This is a genomic window from Vibrio sp. HM8-C (assembly GCF_058630515.1).
The window spans coordinates 163,123-181,326 of the sequence record NZ_JBMMKS010000003.1; the positions used below are offsets into that span (position 1 = coordinate 163,123).

General features: G+C 40.5%; 25 protein-coding genes and 1 pseudogene. 20 read left to right on the plus strand and 6 right to left on the minus strand.

The genetic code is table 11. The features are described 5' to 3' along the window. Nucleotides 1–131: 131 nt before the first annotated feature. Complete coding sequence (locus ACOSVQ_RS05510; protein ID WP_491981558.1) at nucleotides 132–755, plus strand: DUF2971 domain-containing protein; 624 nt, start codon at nucleotides 132–134, stop codon at nucleotides 753–755. A gap of 135 nt (nucleotides 756–890) precedes the next feature. Continuing rightward, nucleotides 891–1,664 (plus strand): annotated as a pseudogene (locus ACOSVQ_RS05515) (aminoglycoside phosphotransferase family protein). Nucleotides 1,665–1,781: 117 nt separating this feature from the next. Here the strand turns inward: ACOSVQ_RS05515 and ACOSVQ_RS05520 are convergent. Together ACOSVQ_RS05520 and ACOSVQ_RS05525 are read right to left on the minus strand one after the other, a co-directional pair. Continuing rightward, on the minus strand, nucleotides 1,782–2,099 hold the full coding sequence (locus ACOSVQ_RS05520; RefSeq protein ID WP_491981559.1) for a CcdB family protein: 318 nt from the start codon (nucleotides 2,097–2,099) through the stop codon (nucleotides 1,782–1,784). Then, nucleotides 2,099–2,344 (minus strand): type II toxin-antitoxin system CcdA family antitoxin, encoded by a 246-nt coding sequence (locus ACOSVQ_RS05525; RefSeq protein WP_053809770.1) that lies wholly within the window; start codon nucleotides 2,342–2,344, stop codon nucleotides 2,099–2,101. The genes ACOSVQ_RS05520 and ACOSVQ_RS05525 overlap by 1 nt, the downstream gene beginning before the upstream one ends. Nucleotides 2,345–2,543: 199 nt before the next feature. Here ACOSVQ_RS05525 and ACOSVQ_RS05530 point away from each other — a divergent pair, with 199 nt between their 5' ends. From ACOSVQ_RS05530 to ACOSVQ_RS05575, 10 genes are all read left to right on the plus strand, one after another. Next, nucleotides 2,544–3,053, plus strand: coding sequence for a ClbS/DfsB family four-helix bundle protein (locus ACOSVQ_RS05530; protein WP_491981560.1), 510 nt, complete (start codon nucleotides 2,544–2,546; stop codon nucleotides 3,051–3,053). Nucleotides 3,054–3,178: 125 nt separating this feature from the next. After that, nucleotides 3,179–3,790: a DsbA family protein gene (locus tag ACOSVQ_RS05535; protein ID WP_491981561.1), complete on the plus strand. Its 612-nt coding sequence runs from the start codon at nucleotides 3,179–3,181 to the stop codon at nucleotides 3,788–3,790. 326 nt (nucleotides 3,791–4,116) lie between these two features. After that, complete coding sequence (locus ACOSVQ_RS05540) at nucleotides 4,117–4,716, plus strand: glutathione S-transferase family protein (protein ID WP_491981562.1); 600 nt, start codon at nucleotides 4,117–4,119, stop codon at nucleotides 4,714–4,716. 143 nt (nucleotides 4,717–4,859) lie between these two features. Then, nucleotides 4,860–5,318 (plus strand): GNAT family N-acetyltransferase, encoded by a 459-nt coding sequence (locus ACOSVQ_RS05545; RefSeq protein WP_491981563.1) that lies wholly within the window; start codon nucleotides 4,860–4,862, stop codon nucleotides 5,316–5,318. A gap of 171 nt (nucleotides 5,319–5,489) precedes the next feature. Next, nucleotides 5,490–6,032 carry a histidine phosphatase family protein gene (locus ACOSVQ_RS05550; protein WP_491981564.1) on the plus strand — a complete coding sequence of 181 codons (543 nt, stop codon included), beginning with the start codon at nucleotides 5,490–5,492 and terminating at the stop codon, nucleotides 6,030–6,032. Nucleotides 6,033–6,177: 145 nt separating this feature from the next. Continuing rightward, on the plus strand, nucleotides 6,178–6,489 hold the full coding sequence (locus ACOSVQ_RS05555; RefSeq protein ID WP_491981565.1) for a DUF4144 family protein: 312 nt from the start codon (nucleotides 6,178–6,180) through the stop codon (nucleotides 6,487–6,489). Nucleotides 6,490–6,517: 28 nt separating this feature from the next. Then, on the plus strand, nucleotides 6,518–7,153 hold the full coding sequence (locus ACOSVQ_RS05560; protein ID WP_491981566.1) for an HAD family hydrolase: 636 nt from the start codon (nucleotides 6,518–6,520) through the stop codon (nucleotides 7,151–7,153). Between the two features lie 20 nt (nucleotides 7,154–7,173). Continuing rightward, nucleotides 7,174–7,620 (plus strand): GNAT family N-acetyltransferase, encoded by a 447-nt coding sequence (locus ACOSVQ_RS05565; RefSeq protein ID WP_491981567.1) that lies wholly within the window; start codon nucleotides 7,174–7,176, stop codon nucleotides 7,618–7,620. Nucleotides 7,621–7,713: 93 nt separating this feature from the next. Next, the gene (locus ACOSVQ_RS05570) at nucleotides 7,714–8,127 is read left to right on the plus strand and encodes an SRPBCC family protein (RefSeq protein WP_491981568.1); all 414 of its coding nucleotides are present in this window, start codon (nucleotides 7,714–7,716) and stop codon (nucleotides 8,125–8,127) included. Between the two features lie 143 nt (nucleotides 8,128–8,270). Further along, the gene (locus tag ACOSVQ_RS05575; RefSeq protein WP_491981569.1) at nucleotides 8,271–8,600 is read left to right on the plus strand and encodes a DHCW motif cupin fold protein; all 330 of its coding nucleotides are present in this window, start codon (nucleotides 8,271–8,273) and stop codon (nucleotides 8,598–8,600) included. A 37-nt stretch (nucleotides 8,601–8,637) separates the two neighbouring features. Here the strand turns inward: ACOSVQ_RS05575 and ACOSVQ_RS05580 are convergent, their stop codons facing one another. After that, on the minus strand, nucleotides 8,638–8,874 hold the full coding sequence (locus ACOSVQ_RS05580) for an RNA recognition motif domain-containing protein (protein ID WP_165311472.1): 237 nt from the start codon (nucleotides 8,872–8,874) through the stop codon (nucleotides 8,638–8,640). Between the two features lie 149 nt (nucleotides 8,875–9,023). On the opposite strand from ACOSVQ_RS05580, the gene fos reads away from it, so the two are divergent. The 7 genes from fos (at nucleotide 9,024) to ACOSVQ_RS05615 (ending at nucleotide 14,041) form a co-directional block, all read left to right on the plus strand. Beyond that, complete coding sequence (gene fos / locus ACOSVQ_RS05585) at nucleotides 9,024–9,422, plus strand: FosG/FosC2-related fosfomycin resistance glutathione transferase (protein ID WP_491981570.1); 399 nt, start codon at nucleotides 9,024–9,026, stop codon at nucleotides 9,420–9,422. A 119-nt stretch (nucleotides 9,423–9,541) separates the two neighbouring features. Then, the gene (locus ACOSVQ_RS05590; RefSeq protein WP_491981571.1) at nucleotides 9,542–10,039 is read left to right on the plus strand and encodes a DUF2867 domain-containing protein; all 498 of its coding nucleotides are present in this window, start codon (nucleotides 9,542–9,544) and stop codon (nucleotides 10,037–10,039) included. Between the two features lie 58 nt (nucleotides 10,040–10,097). Continuing rightward, entirely contained in the window at nucleotides 10,098–10,478 is a 381-nt protein-coding gene (locus ACOSVQ_RS05595) for a nuclear transport factor 2 family protein (protein ID WP_491981572.1), read from the plus strand. Nucleotides 10,479–10,502: 24 nt separating this feature from the next. Then, the gene (locus tag ACOSVQ_RS05600; protein ID WP_491981573.1) at nucleotides 10,503–10,910 is read left to right on the plus strand and encodes a GFA family protein; all 408 of its coding nucleotides are present in this window, start codon (nucleotides 10,503–10,505) and stop codon (nucleotides 10,908–10,910) included. 102 nt (nucleotides 10,911–11,012) lie between these two features. Beyond that, nucleotides 11,013–11,528 (plus strand): lipocalin family protein, encoded by a 516-nt coding sequence (locus ACOSVQ_RS05605; RefSeq protein WP_491981574.1) that lies wholly within the window; start codon nucleotides 11,013–11,015, stop codon nucleotides 11,526–11,528. Nucleotides 11,529–11,834: 306 nt separating this feature from the next. After that, nucleotides 11,835–13,445 carry a methyl-accepting chemotaxis protein gene (locus ACOSVQ_RS05610; protein ID WP_491981575.1) on the plus strand — a complete coding sequence of 537 codons (1,611 nt, stop codon included), beginning with the start codon at nucleotides 11,835–11,837 and terminating at the stop codon, nucleotides 13,443–13,445. 137 nt (nucleotides 13,446–13,582) lie between these two features. Then, a complete protein-coding gene (locus ACOSVQ_RS05615; RefSeq protein WP_165311471.1) occupies nucleotides 13,583–14,041 on the plus strand; it encodes an exoribonuclease R in 459 nt (152 codons plus the stop codon). Between the two features lie 85 nt (nucleotides 14,042–14,126). Here the strand turns inward: ACOSVQ_RS05615 and ACOSVQ_RS05620 are convergent, their stop codons facing one another. Then, nucleotides 14,127–14,258, minus strand: a complete 132-nt coding sequence (locus ACOSVQ_RS05620) for a hypothetical protein (RefSeq protein WP_491981576.1) — start codon at nucleotides 14,256–14,258, stop codon at nucleotides 14,127–14,129. A gap of 389 nt (nucleotides 14,259–14,647) precedes the next feature. Here ACOSVQ_RS05620 and ACOSVQ_RS05625 point away from each other — a divergent pair, with 389 nt between their 5' ends. Next, nucleotides 14,648–15,463 (plus strand): PhzF family phenazine biosynthesis protein, encoded by an 816-nt coding sequence (locus ACOSVQ_RS05625; RefSeq protein ID WP_491981577.1) that lies wholly within the window; start codon nucleotides 14,648–14,650, stop codon nucleotides 15,461–15,463. 50 nt (nucleotides 15,464–15,513) lie between these two features. On the opposite strand, the gene ACOSVQ_RS05630 is transcribed toward ACOSVQ_RS05625, so the two are convergent. Both ACOSVQ_RS05630 and ACOSVQ_RS05635 read right to left on the minus strand, forming a co-directional pair. Then, a complete protein-coding gene (locus tag ACOSVQ_RS05630; protein ID WP_491981578.1) occupies nucleotides 15,514–15,963 on the minus strand; it encodes a hypothetical protein in 450 nt (149 codons plus the stop codon). Nucleotides 15,964–15,973: 10 nt separating this feature from the next. After that, nucleotides 15,974–17,929, minus strand: a complete 1,956-nt coding sequence (locus ACOSVQ_RS05635; RefSeq protein WP_491981579.1) for an alkyl/aryl-sulfatase — start codon at nucleotides 17,927–17,929, stop codon at nucleotides 15,974–15,976. Nucleotides 17,930–18,204 lie beyond the last annotated feature (275 nt).

Genomic DNA, 18,204 nt, shown 5'->3' on the forward strand with positions numbered 1-18,204 from the left:
AGAGGGATTCGCAACGCGTGGCATTTTTACTATGCGTTGGTTTTAGTGTTTAAGGCGGTTTGCGGCGGCTTTTGTATTGCTTTGCTCACCCCTTAACAGGGCGTTATGCAACAGAAAATAAGGAGTTAAAATTGGGACTATCATTAAAGAGATATACAGAGCTACCTTTTTTAATAGATATGTTGGTTACAAAAGAGATGGCTCTATTGAATCCAGATACATGGGATGATAGGAATGACTCTTTCTATATAAAACAATATGCCAAAGTTAAAGGTTTAAAATCCACATATGCACTTTGTTTGACTGAAGCTTCTGAAACGTATCACCATTGGAAGATTTTCTCGAGTGGCACTAGTGGGATATATGTTGAGTTCAACAGAGATAAGCTTTTAACAAGTCTGGAAAACCAAACTGATTTACAAACCAAATCCGTTGAGTATAAAAAAATTACAGAACTTAGAGAGATAAATCCCGAAACTAATGAGTTTCCATTTTTGAAGCGAATAGTTTTTAAAGATGAACAAGAGTTTAGACTTTTTGTCGGTTCGGATACCGATCTTGGCCCGATACTACGCCTGAAATTTGATTTGGCGTCAATTAACCGTATTGTCCTGAGTCCATGGCTGGCACAATCAGTCGCTGACCATGTTAAATCAGTTATTAAGAATATTTCCGGTTGCTCAAACATAAAGGTGTATCGATCTACATTAGTAGAAAACGAAGACTGGAAGAGTTTTGCCGAAAGTGTCGCATAACAAACTGGTTAAGAGTGATTCGCAACGCGTGGCATTTTTACTTTGCATTGGTTTTAGTGTTTAAGGTGGTATGCGGTAGCATCGGTATTGCGTTGCTCACACCTTAACAGGGCGTTAGTTACACAGGGAGGTAGCGTGGAAGAATTATCCGGTGGAAGAGAATCTGCAATATATCGAGATGGTGAAGTCGTCTACCGACCTCTTCAGTCATGGCGTTCTACAATTCATCTTATTTTGAAGCATCTTGAGCGAGCAAAGGTTGATGAAATCCCAAAGTTTTTAGGTGTTAATCAAAACCAAGAAATCTTAAGTTTTGTCGCAGGTAATACCTACAATTATCCGTTAGTTGGCGCAATCGCAACAAATGATGCACTCAAGTCTGCGGGTAAATTATTACGTAAAATACATGACTCAACAGTTTCACTTTAGGAGCAAATTGATGTTAATGCACACCGATGGATGTTAGAGCCGAGAGAACCACTCGAGGTTATCTGTCATGGTGACTTTACCCCATACAATGTTGCTCTATTAGAAAATACAGTTGTTGGTGTGTTTGACTTCGACACGGCTCACCCAGCACCAAGAATATGGGATTTAGCATATTCGGTTTATTGTTGGTCTCCTTTCAAAACTGACAGCAATGATAAGCTAGGCACAATCTCAGATCAGGTGGCTAGAGCTAAGTTGTTCTGTGATAGTTACGGTGCAACTGAAATGGAAAGAGAACAATTAGCCGATGCTATGGTTCAGCGATTACAGGCTTTAGTAACCTTCATGCGTAGTGAAGCCGAAAATGGTAATGAATCCTTTGCTGAAAATATAGAGCAAGGTCATCTTCAAGCTTATCTAAATGACATAGAATATATCACTGAAAATAAAGAAAAAATTCAGTGCGCATTGTGCAACTAACAAACGCCAAAAGAGGGGCTGTCAACGCGTGGCATTTCCAGTACCAGTGAGCCGCAGTGGTTACGGCTGTTGTGTTCGAGTTTAGTGGCAGTGCGTTGCCAGCCCCTTAGGCGGGCGTTATATGCCAGTAATCAGAAAATCGATAGCAGAGATGATCTCGTTTCTAAAAGTGCTGAGATTATTCACTGGTTCTCGTAGGATTTTGGTTGGAACACTCGCCATTTGATGCGTAAGAATTACGAAGTCACCTTCATCAATATGGATTATTGGGCATAGGTGACTTGGTGCTTTTTTCTCTAATAATTCTGTAGGCGTCAACGGAATCACTAAGCGAGTGTTCAGTGTATCCAGTAATTCACTTTGAACGTCGACAAAGTATGGGTACGCAGTTGCAGTGCTCTTATCGTTGTTTTTGTATAGTGAAAATTGTGACATTAGAATACTCGGTAAGAATCGGAAAATAGCCCGTGGTTTTCAGTTAGCTCGTTACAAGCATTAATGGCATCAGCATTTTGCTCTAACCATTCAGCTTTGAGGCGTTGACTTACTTCTTTTTCAAGTGCCTTTTCCATTGTTGCTGAAAGGTTTATATTTAAGCGCTTAGCTTCAGCGAGTAACTCACTGTTTAAGCTTAAGTTCGTAGCCTTTTTTGGTGCTTGTGTACTATGTGTGTTTCTCATGATAGTAACCTATGCGTATTGTATTTGCGCATAAATTATAGGTGCAAGACAAGCATATAACAAGTTGTTCAAGAGTGATTCGCAACGCTTGGCGTTCTACATTCAAAGCTGTGTTAAGTGTTTATGATGTAAAGGTTTAGGTTGGGTGGTTTAGCGTTGCTCACTACTTAACGCGGCATTATGTGAATGGAGGTCGAAATTGTCTTCTGTACCAAAAAATAAGGATGAATTGGAGTTAGCCATAAACTCTATATTCTCAAAACTAATGACTGACTATCGCGCAATTCCTGAAAGTAAAGCCCGCAAAGTCGGTGTAGAGGGAAACATTAAAGGTACATTCATTAGCGTTAGTGATACAGCCGCTTACTTGATTGGTTGGGGAAAACTCGTTCTAAAATGGCATCGTTTAAAATCTCAAAATCAGCCTGTGGATTTTCCGGAAACTGGCTATAAATGGAATCAACTAGGGTTGCTAGCCGAAAGTTTCCACGAAGAATATCGAGACTGGAAGTACAGAGATTTGCTTGTTGAGCTAGAGTTTACGATAAACGAGATACTTCTACTCATTTCAAGCTTAAGTAACTATGAGTTGTATGGTGTAGCGTGGTATGAGCAATGGACACTAGGGCGTATGATTCAGTTTAATACATCATCGCCTATGAAAAATATGCGTACAAAAGTTAGGCGTTTCAACCGGGAATTCATATAACAAGTTGCTTAAGTTCACTACGCTAGCTAAAGCTGGCTTCGTGGGATGCCGACACTTCGCGTTTTGCACCCTTTAGCAAGACGTTATGTGTCAGAGATATTCCCACTTAAATGGAGAGTAATGCTATGCGATTTATATATGTTATGGATCCTATGTGTGCTTGGTGTTTTGCCTTTCAACCTGAGTTGGAACAATTTTTGGCACAGCATCCTACAGCAGAAGTTGACTGGATAATGGGAGGTCTAGCTCCTGATAACCATGAGCCTATGGATGATAATCTGAAGCAAACAATTTCTTCATATTGGTATCAAATCGAGAAGGTATCTCACGTAACTTTTAACCATAGTTACTGGGAGTTGAATATACCTTATCGTTCAACATATCAAGCTTGTAGGGCAGTAATATCAGCTGAGAACATGGTAGCAAGTAGCTCTGAAAAAATGGTAAAGGCCATCCAATCAGCTTATTACTCAGAAGCTAAAAATCCGTCGTTGAATCAAACATTGATTGACTGCGCTAAGTCGCTCCAATTGAGTGAAAGCGAGTTTGCACTCCAATTGGAATCGGAAGAAATTGAGCAGCAGTTTCAGGAGCATTTAGATATAGCAGGTCATTTGCAAGTAAGTGGTTTCCCAGCTCTTTTCTATGTCTCAGAAGATAATAAGGCTTATCCTTTAGCTCTTGGATATTGCAAGGTAGGGGAGCTTTCTAAGAGATTTACTCAAGTAAGCACTTAACCAACGTTTAACGCAGATTCCCACGCTTGGCGGTTTGATTGAAAATGTCGTCGCTTTGATTCCATCAGCTAATGTAGCTTCTCTCACTGTTGTAAAAGCAAACAATTTCGTTTTTACTGGCATCGTCATTGATGACGATAACGAAGAACTGGAAAAGTGGGTGCTACACAAAACTTCCTTTAACTAGCGAAATCACATTGTTGAATTTGATACTAGTGGCTCTGATGGTTTGCATGGAACTAAGTGTTTAAGGCGATTTGTGGACACTCATATATCGTTCGTCAGATGAGAACTCAATATAAAAATTTTCAAAAGGGAGTATTGAAATGAAATTAATCGTGGGGACTGATTCAACTTGGTCTTTAAGAGCGTGGATCTGTGCGCAAATCGCTGAACTAGAAATCGATATTGAGCTTATTGATCTTTCCAAGCCTTCATATAAAAGCGAAATAGAGAAATATTCGCAAGCTGGCTTAGTTCCTGTGTTAGAAGTTGATGACTACTTTATTCATGATTCGCTAGCGATTGCAGAATATTTTGAGGAATTGTCTAACGGAAAATTATATCCGTCATCTCAAGTGGAACGTGCCCAAGCAAGAAGTCTATGTGCTGAACTGCATTCTGGGTTTTTCAATGTGCGAAAAACACTGCCGTTTACTCTCGATAGCGTATTACCGTACCTTTCTGATAACGATAAGGTGAATAGAGAACTAGAGCGAGTTGAACAGATTTTTTCTAAAGCCCAGTTACCTTTTATGTTTGAATCCGCAAGTGCCGTAGATGCGTTTTACGCCATACTCGCATTTAGATTGAAGGTATATGGGGTGCATTTGAATGGTAAGGCTGGGGAATACCAAGAAAGTCTTGTTAATTGGCCTGTTTTGAAAGAAGCAATTAGCCTTGCCGTCACATGGAGAAATGCATAAGAAGCACCGCATGATGTCATTAGTGGGTGTACTGTGGACTCGCCAGTTTTAGCATTAATGTTGTTAAGTTTGAGTGGAGTGGTGTGTATGCACCACATTAACAATGTGTTGTATGCCTTGGTTAAATGAGGAAGTTTGCAAGGATGTATTTAAGAGAAGCAAAAGTCGATGAGCTAGATGCCATTTATGACATGGGTTTCGAAACTTGGCATGAAGGTATGACTTATGAAGAGTATTTAGCGGAATGCCGTGGTAACGATAAATACCAAGCAGGTACGTGGTACGTATTAATTGAAAACGAGCAGGTCGTTTCGTCCCTCATCGTGTATTCCAGAATGTTTGATCTTGACGATTCCTGCTTTGGTATTGGTTCAGTTGCAACGCCAAAAAGTGAGCGGGGTAAAGGTTATGCATCCCATTTGGTTAAGTTAGTTACAGACGAATTGTTCGCGAACCACAACTGCAAGTTCTTGTTCTTACATAGCGATATTGACCACAAGTTCTATGCTAGGCTTGGCTTCGAAACTATTGAAGGCTCTAACTGTATGTATATCTCAAAGGATTCTTCGAAGTTTTCTGGTTCAACACCAAGATACTTCTAGTTAGGTATTATGGGCTGATGATTTGTTGAAGCATTTGGTTATTGTCAAATGCAGGATAGCTATTGAAGTCGTTAACTTATTGGTTAGCCGTAATAAGCCTGAAGCAACCATGAATAACGACTATTGGCTTAAAAACCTATTTTTACGAAGATAAAGTTGAGAAGTTTGAATATGGAAATTGTATTTGTAAGACATGGTGTGCCTGACTATTCGCTGTCTGATGAGAGAAATATGTCTCAGCTTGAAAAGGATTACGCGCCACTTGATCGAGCCTATTTGGACGACATTCATGCGGTTGCCGCTGAATTGCAGCATGAGAATGCAGAGATCATCATATCGTCTCCTTATACTAGAGCACTTCAAACCGCAGAAATTATTAACCGCAAACTTGGACTAGATCTTTATGTCGAGCATGACCTGCGCGAGTGGCGAGCAGACTTGTTAGGTGGCTTTGTTGAGCTTAGTGAAAGAGATAGACGATGGGGTGAATACCGCTCGTTATTAAAAAGCCAGATTGAACCGACTGGCGATTTGTATGAGTCTTGGTGTGCGGTTAAATCACGAGCTGAAAATGTTCTTAAGAGATACAGCGGATATTCAAAGGTAATCGTAGTCTCTCATTTCAATGTGTTTGAAAGTTTGGCTGGCTACCAAGATGAAGGTATAGCGTGTGGTAGTTACCGCCGTTTGACACTCGATAATATTGACGAGTAAAGCTTTCAACATTGACTGTAGTTATCGATCAAATTTGGTTTAAATTTGGCCTTGCTTTGAGAGTTGTTTACTCTATTTTCCTTTAAGGCTTTGGTAGGCCTTAGTATCGCGTTATTGAGTATTACGTTACGTTCTGGAGATGTTCATGATCAACTGGCCTTGTATTTTAAAACTGGACGGAGACGATGAACTCATTTATCTGGGTTCAGAGAGTACTTTTCAAAGTGAATGTGCTGGATTGATTGTGAGTCAGGCAGACAGCGTAATTGATTCACTAGGCTTCACTTATGCGATTAAGTCCAATGGTTCGGATTTAACGTTAGTCGACAAACACGTTCAAATTACGGCAGATGACGCTTCAAAACTCATTCAGCGTCATGAGTTTTGTCTTGCTGAAGTCTGTTTAACGAAAATTCAGTTTGAGACGGTATCCGACGCAATTAACTGTTTGAAATAGAAACAAGAAAAACTATAGGGAGAGAGTTTTGAAAGAGTATCAGGTGTACCTGTTTGATATGGATGGTACTTTAGTGAATTCTGAGCCCTTAAAAGGAAAAGCGTTAGCGCTGGCTTGCGGTGATTATGGTTCAAAAGTGGATTTCAACATCTACAAAGAGGTGATGGGTGAAAACTGGCAAATGGTAACCAGTCACTTTTTCAAAAACGCAAATACCTATCCTGAACTTGCCGAGTTCAATAAACACTTTCGATCTCACTACGAGCAGCTTTTAGCTGAAAACTTAGAGTTAAACCCTGGTGCGAAAGCCTACATTAAGTACCTGAACGATGAAGGGAAACGCTGTGCAGTGGTTAGTTCAGCAGCCACTTGGATGGTAGACAATATTCTCAACTCTCTAGAACTCAGAGATTCATTTGAAGTAGTGATTACCCAAGAGCACGTGACAAAGCATAAACCAGATCCAGAAGCGTTTAACTTGGCGTTATCAAAACTCGCTGTTGAACCACAACATGCATTGATATTTGAAGACTCGAATGCAGGAGTATTAGCTGGGCTAGCAAGTGGTTGTGATGTGGTGGCGGTGAGACATGGGTTCAATGGGAAAAACGATTTGAGTGGCGCAATAGCTTGCATTGATAGCTTTGAGGAAATGTTAGTTTAACAGGGCGACACAGGAAACATATGGACATAATCCTTTCACAATTTAAACCGCATGAGCATTTGCCTGCGTTCGCCGAATTTAAACGGTATATGAAGCCAATCGTCGATAGCGCGATAGGGTGGGATGAAGATTTTCAAAGATCATCATTCGAATCGAGGCTACAGCCAGAGTGGTTTCGCTGGATACTATCGAATGGAGAAAAAGTGGGCTATGTCTGTAGTCGCCTCAAATCCAGTAGCCTTCATATCCATTTACTTATTATCTTTGAACATCAACACAGAAAAGGTTTTGCGACGTCTGTTATTAAAGCAATCAAATCTGAAGCAAATTCACAGCGATTAGATTTAACTTTGAGCTGTTTCAAAAACAATCTTCCAGCAGCTAACCTGTATAAGCAGTTGAAGTTTGAAATCAGCTCAGAAGATGAACATTTCTATAACTTCATCAGTGTGGTGGAATATTCGTAGTGAAGCCATTCATTCGAAAATATGTACGCTTTAGTGTTCTAAATACCTTAATGCAATGTTGGCTGTCATTTATTAGATAAATAGGGGAAGGGGATGAAAATTCACATTTCGGCTACCGTAAACGCACCAAAAGACAAAGTTTGGCAAGCCTATACAACGCCAGAAGACATCGTTCAATGGAATGCAGCTTCAGACGATTGGCACACCACCGAGGCGAGTGTGGATCTGCGTGTTGGTGGTCAGTTTTGCTCTCGAATGGAAGCGAAAGATGGTAGTTTTGGTTTCGACTTTGCAGGAACTTATACCAATGTAGAAGTTGGGCATCTCATCGAATACGAGTTTGGTGGTAGAACCGCACAGGTAGTATTTGCTGATGAAACTACGGGAACACGGATTGACATTAAATTTGATCCTGAAGACGAAAACCCAATCGACATGCAAATCGATGGCTGGCAAGCAATTCTTAACAATTTTAAATGCCATGTGGAAAGCCAACAAAGCGAGTAGTTTGTTGGTAAAGCATTTATGCATTCGCCAGTGCTTTTCTTGGCGTTAAAAAGTCACAAGATGAGTATGGTGATTTGGTGTTTAACTAAGCGTTATATAAGCAGTCGTATGGGATTTAATCGAATTTACTCAAGGAATGAAGAATGGAAATAGATAACCTGCCTTTTGGAATTACAGATTGGAGCGATGTCGAGAGAACAGAGCACACTGGTGAAACAGGCATGGCTTATTGGCGAACTAAGCATTTTGGTAAGCTTCGTGTAAGGATGGTTGAGTATTCTGAAAACTATTTGGCAGACCATTGGTGTTCAAAAGGACACATCTTATTCTGCATATCAGGAGAGCTAACAACTGAACTTGATGATGGCCGAGTTTACACGCTGAAACCGGGTATGAGTTACCAAGTTGCAGATAATGCAGAAGCTCATCGTTCTTCAACTGCAGTTGGCGCTAAGCTTTTTATTGTTGATTAATAAAAAACCAGCTTCATCAGCTGGTTTAATCATTCGATTATTGCGCTTCTTTTACGCGAATCTTGCTTTTGGCAACACTAGCTAGATTAAGTGCAGCAATCGCCGACTTCGCTTCTGATACGTCAGGCATTTCGACGAAAGCAAAACCTTTCGATAAGCCAGTTTCTTTATCTAACACCAGTGTGCATTGAGCCACTGAACCGTGTTCAGAAAACAGTTTACGAATGTCGTGTTCAGTTGTTGTGCGAGCGAGGTTGCGAACTAAGATTTTCATAGATGTCCGTTGGTATGGAAGTAACGTAGGGCATTGTCTCAATAAAGACTGTAGCGACCAAGCGATAGTTTTGCTTTGCTGGAAAATAGTTGTATTTAAAGTAACGAATATTCGAAAAGTAAGAAGTTAATGGGCTTCATGGAGTAGAGATGATTACAGGAATTAACCATATCACTATCGCTGTCAGTGATTTGGAACGCTCACTTAGCTTTTACCGAGATGTTCTGGGCTTTACCGCTCATGTGAAATGGGATAACGGAGCCTATCTTTCCGTTGGTGAACTATGGTTTTGCCTTTCGTGCGATGAACCTTGTCCAAAAACCGATTACACACACATCGCGTTTAGTATTGAATCCCAAAAGTTTTCTGCGTTTTCAAAACGCGTCATTGGTCTGGGAGTTGAAGTTTGGAAAGAAAACAGTAGTGAAGGTCAGTCTCTTTATATCTCGGATCCTGACGGTCACAAGTTGGAGCTACATTCAGGCTCACTGGTCAGTAGGTTGGATTCACTGAAAACCAATCCATATAGCGGGCTGGTTTGGCTTTAAGAACTAACTGGCAGTTGTAGCAGATTCGCAACTTTATGTTTTTTCATTAAATAAAGGTCACTTGTTGTGTTTTTGGAGGTTAAACTTTAGCCAGTTATTTTGTCTGTTAGGAGATATAGATGGCGATTCCAAAACATTCTCAGTTGTTTGAATACTCTAAAGGTGCATATTTCTGTGATAGCTATAGTCGCGTCATTCCCTATGATAATCAGACTCCAATAGAGATCTATCTTCAAATCGCCAAGCAGACCCCTAGTTGGGTTTCCTTGCTTATGGAAACGAGAAACCGAATCGTATCTATGTTTGGACTAAAGCACTTAGGTCGGTTTCAGGATACTGGTTCAAAAGATGAATCTGTTGAAGCAAAGGTTGGAGAGCGAATTGGCATTTTCACGTTGTTAAGCAACAGCGATAAAGAGATTGTGTTGGAAGACAGTGACAAACACCTTGATGTGAGAGTGTCGTTTCTTTTGGACGTTGAAGGTGACCATCTTACTGTACACGCCACAACCGTTGTACACGTACACAATGGATTTGGTAAAGCTTACATGTTCGTTGTAGCACCCATTCACAAAATCATCGTTCCGAGTTCTTTAAAAAGTTTGGATAAGTCGTAGTATCAGTGTGAATAAATAAACAGTATAAAAGAGCGATTGGTTTACATGAGGTAATGCTTTGAATTCAAAAGATGTTGTAATGGCGTTTTGGGACGCTATGAAAACAAATGATTTTATAAAAGCGAGTGAGTGGTTGAGCCCTGACTTTGAAGGGTTTTGGCCACAGTCTGGTGAGCTTATCCTTGGTAGAGAAAATTTTGCCGCTATCAATTCTTATTATCCCGCTAATGGTTTGTGGGAGTTTGATATTCACTCGATCATTAGTGAAGGGAATATTGTTGTTACAGATGTATCAGTAACTGATAGTGTTCAAAGAGCACGGGTTATAACGTTTCACACCATTGAGAAAGGATTAATCAGCAAGCAAAAAGAGTTTTGGCCAGATCCAATGGAAGCGCAAGCATGGCGATCCGATTGGGTTAAAGTGATTCAAGAGTAAAGCAAACAAACAAGGAGGTTTGAAATGACAAAGGAAATTACTGGTGGCTGTTGTTGTGGCAGCGTTGAATTTAAGCTCAAAGATGAGTTTGCAAAGTTCTTCTTCTGTCACTGCGAACAATGCAGAAAGTTAACTGGTTCGGCACATGCATCAAACTTATTTACCTCACCGACAAACATGGTGTGGACAAAAGGTGAGGAACTGACAAAGCGTTACGACCACCCATCTCGCTCTTTCTCAAAAGTGTTTTGTACACATTGTGGATCTGGTCTTCCATTCTTATCTAAAAGTGGCAAATTTCTCATTGTTCCAGCGGGTTCTTTAAATGATGAGCCAACTAAGTTGTTGGATGCACAGATTTTTTGCGAAGAGCAAACTGAATGGCACAAAGAAGGCTTGAAAGCGGTGAAAATTGAAGGATTCCCAAGCTAATTAGGTGATTAAACGTACGCATGAGAGTTGGAAAATGAGTGTGAAGCCTTATATCTCATACATCTGTTCGTTGGCTTTAAGCTCGGATTATTGGAGGTTTCTGTGAATCGAATTTTGCTTCTCGTAAGCTCGCTTATATTGGGTGGCTGTTTAGGGATGCCTGATGCCGTTAAACCTGTCGGTGATTTTGAATTACAAAACTATCTTGGGAAATGGTACGAAATTGCTCGTTTAGATCATTCCTTTGAGGAAGGGTTGAGCAAGGTTACTGCTGAGTACTCATTAAGAGATGATGGTGGTGTCGCTGTTATAAACAGAGGTTATTCGGTCAGTAATGATGAGTGGAAAGAGGCAGAAGGCAAAGCGTATTTTGTAAATAGCGATTCAGAAGGGTATCTAAAAGTATCATTTTTTGGCCCTTTTTATGGTTCGTATGTGGTTTTCGCCTTAGAGCGGGATAACTATGACTATGCGTTTGTTTCAGGTCCTAACACTGATTACCTCTGGTTGCTGGCGCGAACACCTACAGTCTCACCAGAGGTTATAGATCAGTTCGTTGAAATGGCGAATGAACGCGAATTTGATACAGACAAACTGATTTTTGTTAACCAGAAATAGCTAACTATCTGTTTAATAATCGATAATATGGCTGTTGAATAAACAATATTACTGCTGTGTATACACCATATTCCTTAATTAAGGGATGTGGTGGTGATTTTGCTTATTTATGCATCATGCATACCTATCAACACTTCATAAATGAGAATAATTTCGGTAATAGTGCCAAATTCTAATTGTTCTTAATTTTGATACATACGTTCACTAATTCAAAAGGGATATTGACCCCATATTCCGCTATCGATAGATTTCTTTGTTGTCGGATAATTCTTACAAGTCGGCTGCATTTCAAACGGAATTAATAAAATGAAAATCTCGCATAAAAATACAATAGCGACGAGTGTTCTTTCAGCAGTACTGATTGGTTCTTCCTTTTACAGTAATTTTTTGTTGAAGCAGGTTTCAGAGCAAACTGAATACCAAAAGACTCAAGTAGCCCCCACTTTACAAGCAGTGAACAACCTTAAAGTCGATGTTATCCAAATACAGCAATGGTTAACGGACATCAGTGCTACCCGTGGTTTAGATGGATTGAATGATGGCTTCGACTTAGCCAAAAAATACGCCGCTGACGCTGAGCATGAAATTGATGCACTCACCGTTCTACTTCCAGCAAAGAAAGCGGAGTTAGCGAGTTTTCGCAAAACGTTGGAAACCTACTATAAGCAAGGGCAGAAGATGGCTCAGGCTTATATTGATGGTGGCCCTGAGCAAGGCAATAAAATCATGGCGCAGTTTGACACTGCAGCGTCTAACATGGTTGATGCTATGTCCAGCATTGCTCAGCACGTAGAAATACTGTCTGCCAACTCTGATGAACAAAGCAGCGCTTTGACGCAACGAGCGATGTTCATTTCAAATATAAACACGGCGGTATTTGTTTTGTTATTGCTTGGATTTGTTTTGTTCTTACGCAATACGCTGATTAAACCTCTAAATCATTTAGAAACGCTGTTTAAATCATTGAACGCGGGCGAAGCGAACCTGAAATTTAGATTTGATGAAGGTCGTGATGACGAAATTGGTTCAATCCAACAATCTATGAATGGATTTATGTCCAAAATTCAGCGCATGGTTGATGAGCTATCTGGCATTTCACGCACTATTCATTCCAATGTTGGAAATTTGCAGCAGGTTGGCCGTGACACCAACAAAGGCGTGCAACAACAGTTGGTGCAAGTGGATGCCCTGTCTGTGGCACTTAACCAGATGAACGCAACGTCACAAGAAGTCGCTGAGAATACGGCTGTTCTATCCAATAATGCGCAAGATATCAGCCAGCTTTTGAATATATCAGCTAAGTCTGCAAAGCAAGCTCAAGAGACTACTCAAGATGTGGCTAAAATTCTAGAGCAAGCTTCGCTAAGTATTGCTTCTTTGGAAACCAACGTTAATGCAATCACCAGTATGGTTGATAGCATTCAAGGCATTGCGGAACAAACAAACTTACTTGCACTTAATGCGGCTATCGAAGCTGCGAGAGCAGGGGAACAAGGCCGTGGTTTTGCTGTGGTTGCTGACGAAGTTCGAGCGTTGGCATCGAGCACACAACGTTCGACAATGGAAATTAAGTCTCTTATCGACAATCTACAAAGCACGTCTTCTGTGGTTGTGGGCGAAATGAATCAATCCTTGTCTGGTGTTGAAAAATGCGTCGAGCACAGTAGCCAGAGTTTAAGTTCAACATTGAATATTTCTGAATTGTTGAGCGAAATTAACGGAATGACTTCTTACATCGCCAGCGCAATGGAAGAGTTATCAAGCACTTGTCAGCTTCACACCGACAGCATTGGCGCTATCCACCAAGTGACTGAACAATCGCAACGAAGCGTTTCTAATATTGAAACGAGTATTGCGAATATTCAGAAAGATACTGTCAGATTGAATACTCTCTCCAATACATTCAGTCAGCAATAATTGAAAAGCGCCATTAAGGCGCTTTTTTCTTGTGTGTGCACTTCAGTTAAAACGCAAATAGAGTGCATTAAAGGTGGTAAAGCAAATCTTTGTGACTAAAATACGGGCTCAGTTTAACCACCTAATCAGTGACTATTATGCTTCGTGACTATACTTTTGACTGCCTTGTAACCATGCCTCGCCACGAATTGGAAGAATTCGCCGTTCGAATGATCAGTAAAATGGTTCCAGAAGACGTGATGAGCGAAATTTTTACTTTCGAACAGGAAGAGGTCGACAGTGAAGAGCGCATGATGTCTGCACGACTAGACGCAATGCTTCGCATGACTGCAATCGCACTGAGTGAAATTCAGCAAGCGTTTGATGATTCAGACAACGCGAAACAAAACAGTGAAAGAATGACCCGCTTAGTGCTTTGGCATTTCTACGCTATCTCTTTCAATTTGGAGCAAGCTATTACGCTTGAAACTCATTGTGAATTGGTTGAAAAGCTGCTGGTAAATGCGCCCGTAGATGCATTCGGTTGGGTGAATGCGTTAACCGAGCTGCTGCACACCTATGCTGATATCAATGCTAAAGAGAACTCACAAGAATAGAGTTTATTTAGGGGCAAGCGAGTTTCTGAGTTCGCTTGCCTTTCTGTCGATGAATAATCCAACGAAGCGAGTGACTGTTTTAGAGCTATTCCGTTGTCAAAGTCACTAGGGCAACCGTAATGGTTTCCAAAAGTTCGGTGGAGCACAGTAACGCAGCGATGATGGTACTTTGAATCACCAAAACATACGTCATAAAAGCAGTGGCATTTATTTTCATAATCTCACTCTGTTCCTGAAGGAAATGAACGCTACTTAATTTTCCTGCTACGGCGGGGTGTGTAAGTCATTCACTTGTCCTTATCTGATTTTAAAATTTCCTTAACCCAGCGATTCTGCTTGTTCTAAGGCATATCAATCAGCTCTAGCGCTATTGTGGGTAATGCGAAATCTGACGATTATCTGAATTCTACTTTCTGTATAGGTCGCTAAATGTAGTGATGTTTATTCACTGAAAAATCAGTTGTTTGTAAACGTTTGGTTAAACGTTTTTGTTTGAGTAGATGTCGTTGACATTGGTCTAGTCTCTCACTGAAAAGTGTGGGTTTGAAAACTCACGCAATCTGTTAGCATGCTAGCAACTCACTGTCGCGAATTAAGGGAATGCTTGTGGAAGTTAACGTATATCAAGTCGATTCATTCACATCTGAAGTGTTCAAAGGGAATCCTGCTGGTGTATGTATTACAGACTCTGCTCTTGATGAATCCCAAATGTATGCAATTGCCGCAGAAATGGCGGTATCAGAAACCGCTTTTCTAGCCATGGATACGATGCAGCTTCGCTGGTTTACGCCTGAAGTGGAGGTCAAACTTTGTGGACATGGCACGTTGGCGGTTGCGCATATCTTAAAACAACTGGCTTTATATAAGACGGGTGACACTATTGCCTTTCATACCTTGTCAGGTTTGCTAACCGCTGAGTTGGATACTGATGAAATTCATCTTTCCTTTCCTGCACCAATTATAGAATTCGATGCTGAAATCAACGTGGAGCTGATTGAAAGAATCGGACTTCATAAATCTAACATCTTGGATTATGGAATTTTCGATACTAAACAGTTCATTGTGATTAGCGATGAAGCACTTCTTTATCAACTTGAGCCTGATTTTAGCTCAATGGCAAAATTGCAAGGACGAGGTGTGTTGGTTACAGCTCAAAAGAGTCAGACTAACGAAATTAAGGGTGTTGATTTTGTTTCACGCTACTTTGCACCTTGGGTAGGCGTTAACGAAGATCCAGTAACAGGTTCAGCGCATTGTGCATTGAGTGTCTATTGGTCAAAAGCTCTCAATAAAACAAAGTTAAAAGCGTATCAAGCATCGCGTCGAGGCGGTTATGTTGACGTAGAGCAGCTTGACGCAAACACCGTCAAACTTTCAGGAAAAGCAGTCACTGTTCTACAAGGGCAGATGCGGATTGCATGAGGAAGTATTAATACATAGTTATCAGTTCAACATAAATACAGAGTAGCTTTTTAAGTTTCCAATATTAATCCAAGATCCAATGCTTGCTTATAGGTTAATCTTTTATTAATAAGGTTGTGCAATGTTGCTTCTGTGAGCTGCACAACTTTTGATTTGTCTTTTGGTGGCTGAACGTGGATGGCAATGTGGTTAGGAGTTTCATATTGTGACCAAAGTTGACTATCCACTAAGTAGATATAGGTTCCTTTGGGTAAATTTAGAGACATTTTTTCCAATAAATTAAGCCACCAAGTTACACGTCTTAACCCTTTACTTCCCTCTAAAGGTGGAGGTGCAACAATACTCTGTTGCTCAATGGCTTGTTGTGTTGCAATAGCCACATCCAATGCTCCCGGATAGCTTTCAGTGAATGGATTATTGAATTGTCCATCATACGAGCAAGCCCAACTCATTGGGCTTGCTAGCGTAGCTATCATTAGAAACTTGAATGGTTGGTTCATCTTTATCACTTTAAGGTGTAACGATGTTAAACCAGAAGTTAAACGTATCGAGCATACCAACAAACAGTTTGAATACCTCTTTGTCGCCTTTTAATTTAATGTTTCCATCGGCTATGGCTTTTTCTAAGGTGACATTTCCAAGTTGAACGTCATCCAATACGGATTTCGTTAACGTTAGCGATACGTCCGGAGAATCGGCAAGCTTACGAGTGTGGTTCAACACTGAGTTCTCTATATATAAAGTGTATTTCTCGTCCAAATCTGTAAAGTTTAAGTTGATGGAGAATTTTTTGCCCGCAGCTTTGTCTGGAAGAATTCTTACTGCCAAGTAGTCAAACAACATCTCAGGGGGCATGTTCTTGATAATATCTGGAGAGGCTGTGTTTGTACCTCCAGCAGAAGGTGTACCATTTCTTAACTCGTATGCACCTTGTAGATAGACTGAACGCCATGGTCCTGATTCCGCTTGGTATCCTAGCTGTTCATAGGCATCAGCGAGTAGCGCTTTGCCTTTTTTGCTTTGAGGATTTGCAAATACTACGTGTTTAAGCACCTCTGCAACCCAACGATATTTACCAGAATCAAAATCTGCTTGGGCTTTTTCGATTACCGCTTGTTCTCCTCCCATGTATTCAACATACATTACCGCAGCATTCGTTGGTGGTAAGTCGTTCAAGTCTGATGGATTACCGTCATACCAGCCCATGTATCGTTGATACACAGCGCGGCTATTATGGCGTAGTGTCCCATAGTAGCCGCGTGAGCTCCATTTGTTGCCAATAGCATCGGGGAATTGAATGATCTCTGAAATTTCTGAACCAACATAGCCTTGGTTCATTAAACGCACGGTTTGGTCGTGAGTGTATTTGTACATGTCTCGCTGAGTCTTAAAGTATTCAACGATCTCTTTGTTACCCCATTTAGGCCAATGGTGGCTTTGAAATTTAACCTGAACTTCGTCTCCCCATAGTTCGATAGTTTCTTGCAAATAGCTAGACCACTTTAATGCGTCCCTTACTTGTGCACCGCGAAGCGTCAAGATGTTATGCATAGTATTGGTGGTGTTTTCAGCCATCCAAAGTGCTTTTTTATCGGGAAACCAAACGTTCATTTCAGTGGGTGCTTCAGTACCTGGAGTGTATTGGAAAACCATTTTCACACCATCTATGGTTCGCTCTTCACCCGTTTTCTCGATAATATCTGTGGGTTTGATCATAGTTGCTAAACCAGTAGATGTGGTTTGACCTAACCCACCATTGACGCCGCCTTTTTCGTTTCTTGGAAGTAACGCTCCATACATATAAACAGCGCGTCTGCCCATTGCATTACCGGCAATAACGTTTTCAGAGACCGCATGCTCTGTAAAACCTAGAGATGCAACAATCGGAACCTTACCTGAAATAACATCTTTTTCGTCAACGATTCCCCGAACACCTCCGAAATGATCAATGTGGCTGTGGCTATAAAAGACGCCAGTTACTGGTCTTTCGCCCAACTGGTTATTGATAAAATCTAAAGCAGCTTTGGCGGTTTCTTGAGAGATGAGTGGATCAAATACTAACCAACCTGTATCACCCTTAATAAAAGTGATATTGGAAAGGTCATAACCTCTAACTTGATAGATTCCATCGGTAACTTCAAATAGACCGTTGATCATGTTGAGCTGAGCGTTGCGCCATAAACTGGGATTGACAGTTTTGGGGGCTGGACTTTCTAAGGTGATGTACTTTTTATACTGTTCTAAGTCCCAGACAACATCGCCATTTGTGTTTTTAATTGTGACGACATCTTGTTTGGCAATGAAACCTTTTTGTGCTTCTTCAAAATCCTTTTTGTCATTGAATGGAAGGGCTTGTTTTACTGCATTATTTGCATCAATCGTTGACTGCGTAGCATCTTTGGAATCTGATGCCGTTACAAGTGTTGAAAATAATACAGTGATCATTAACGTCGAAACTGATTTCATGTATTTATCCTTTCGCGTCCTTGTTAAATTATTTAAAGGTTAGTACACATTGATGAAAAAGAGATATTTAAGGCGGGATATAAAATTTGGTGTGCTTATAGTGAAATAAGATGGGGTTTTGATATTTAAATGCTTAGTTAAGTTGAAGTTGTGTCCTTCAATAAAATAATTATTAACATGTTGTTTATAAAGGAATAATTATTGCTTATCATTCAATTGTATTAGGTGTGTTAGCTTGGGATTCATATGTATGTATTAGTTTATTTGGAATTTTA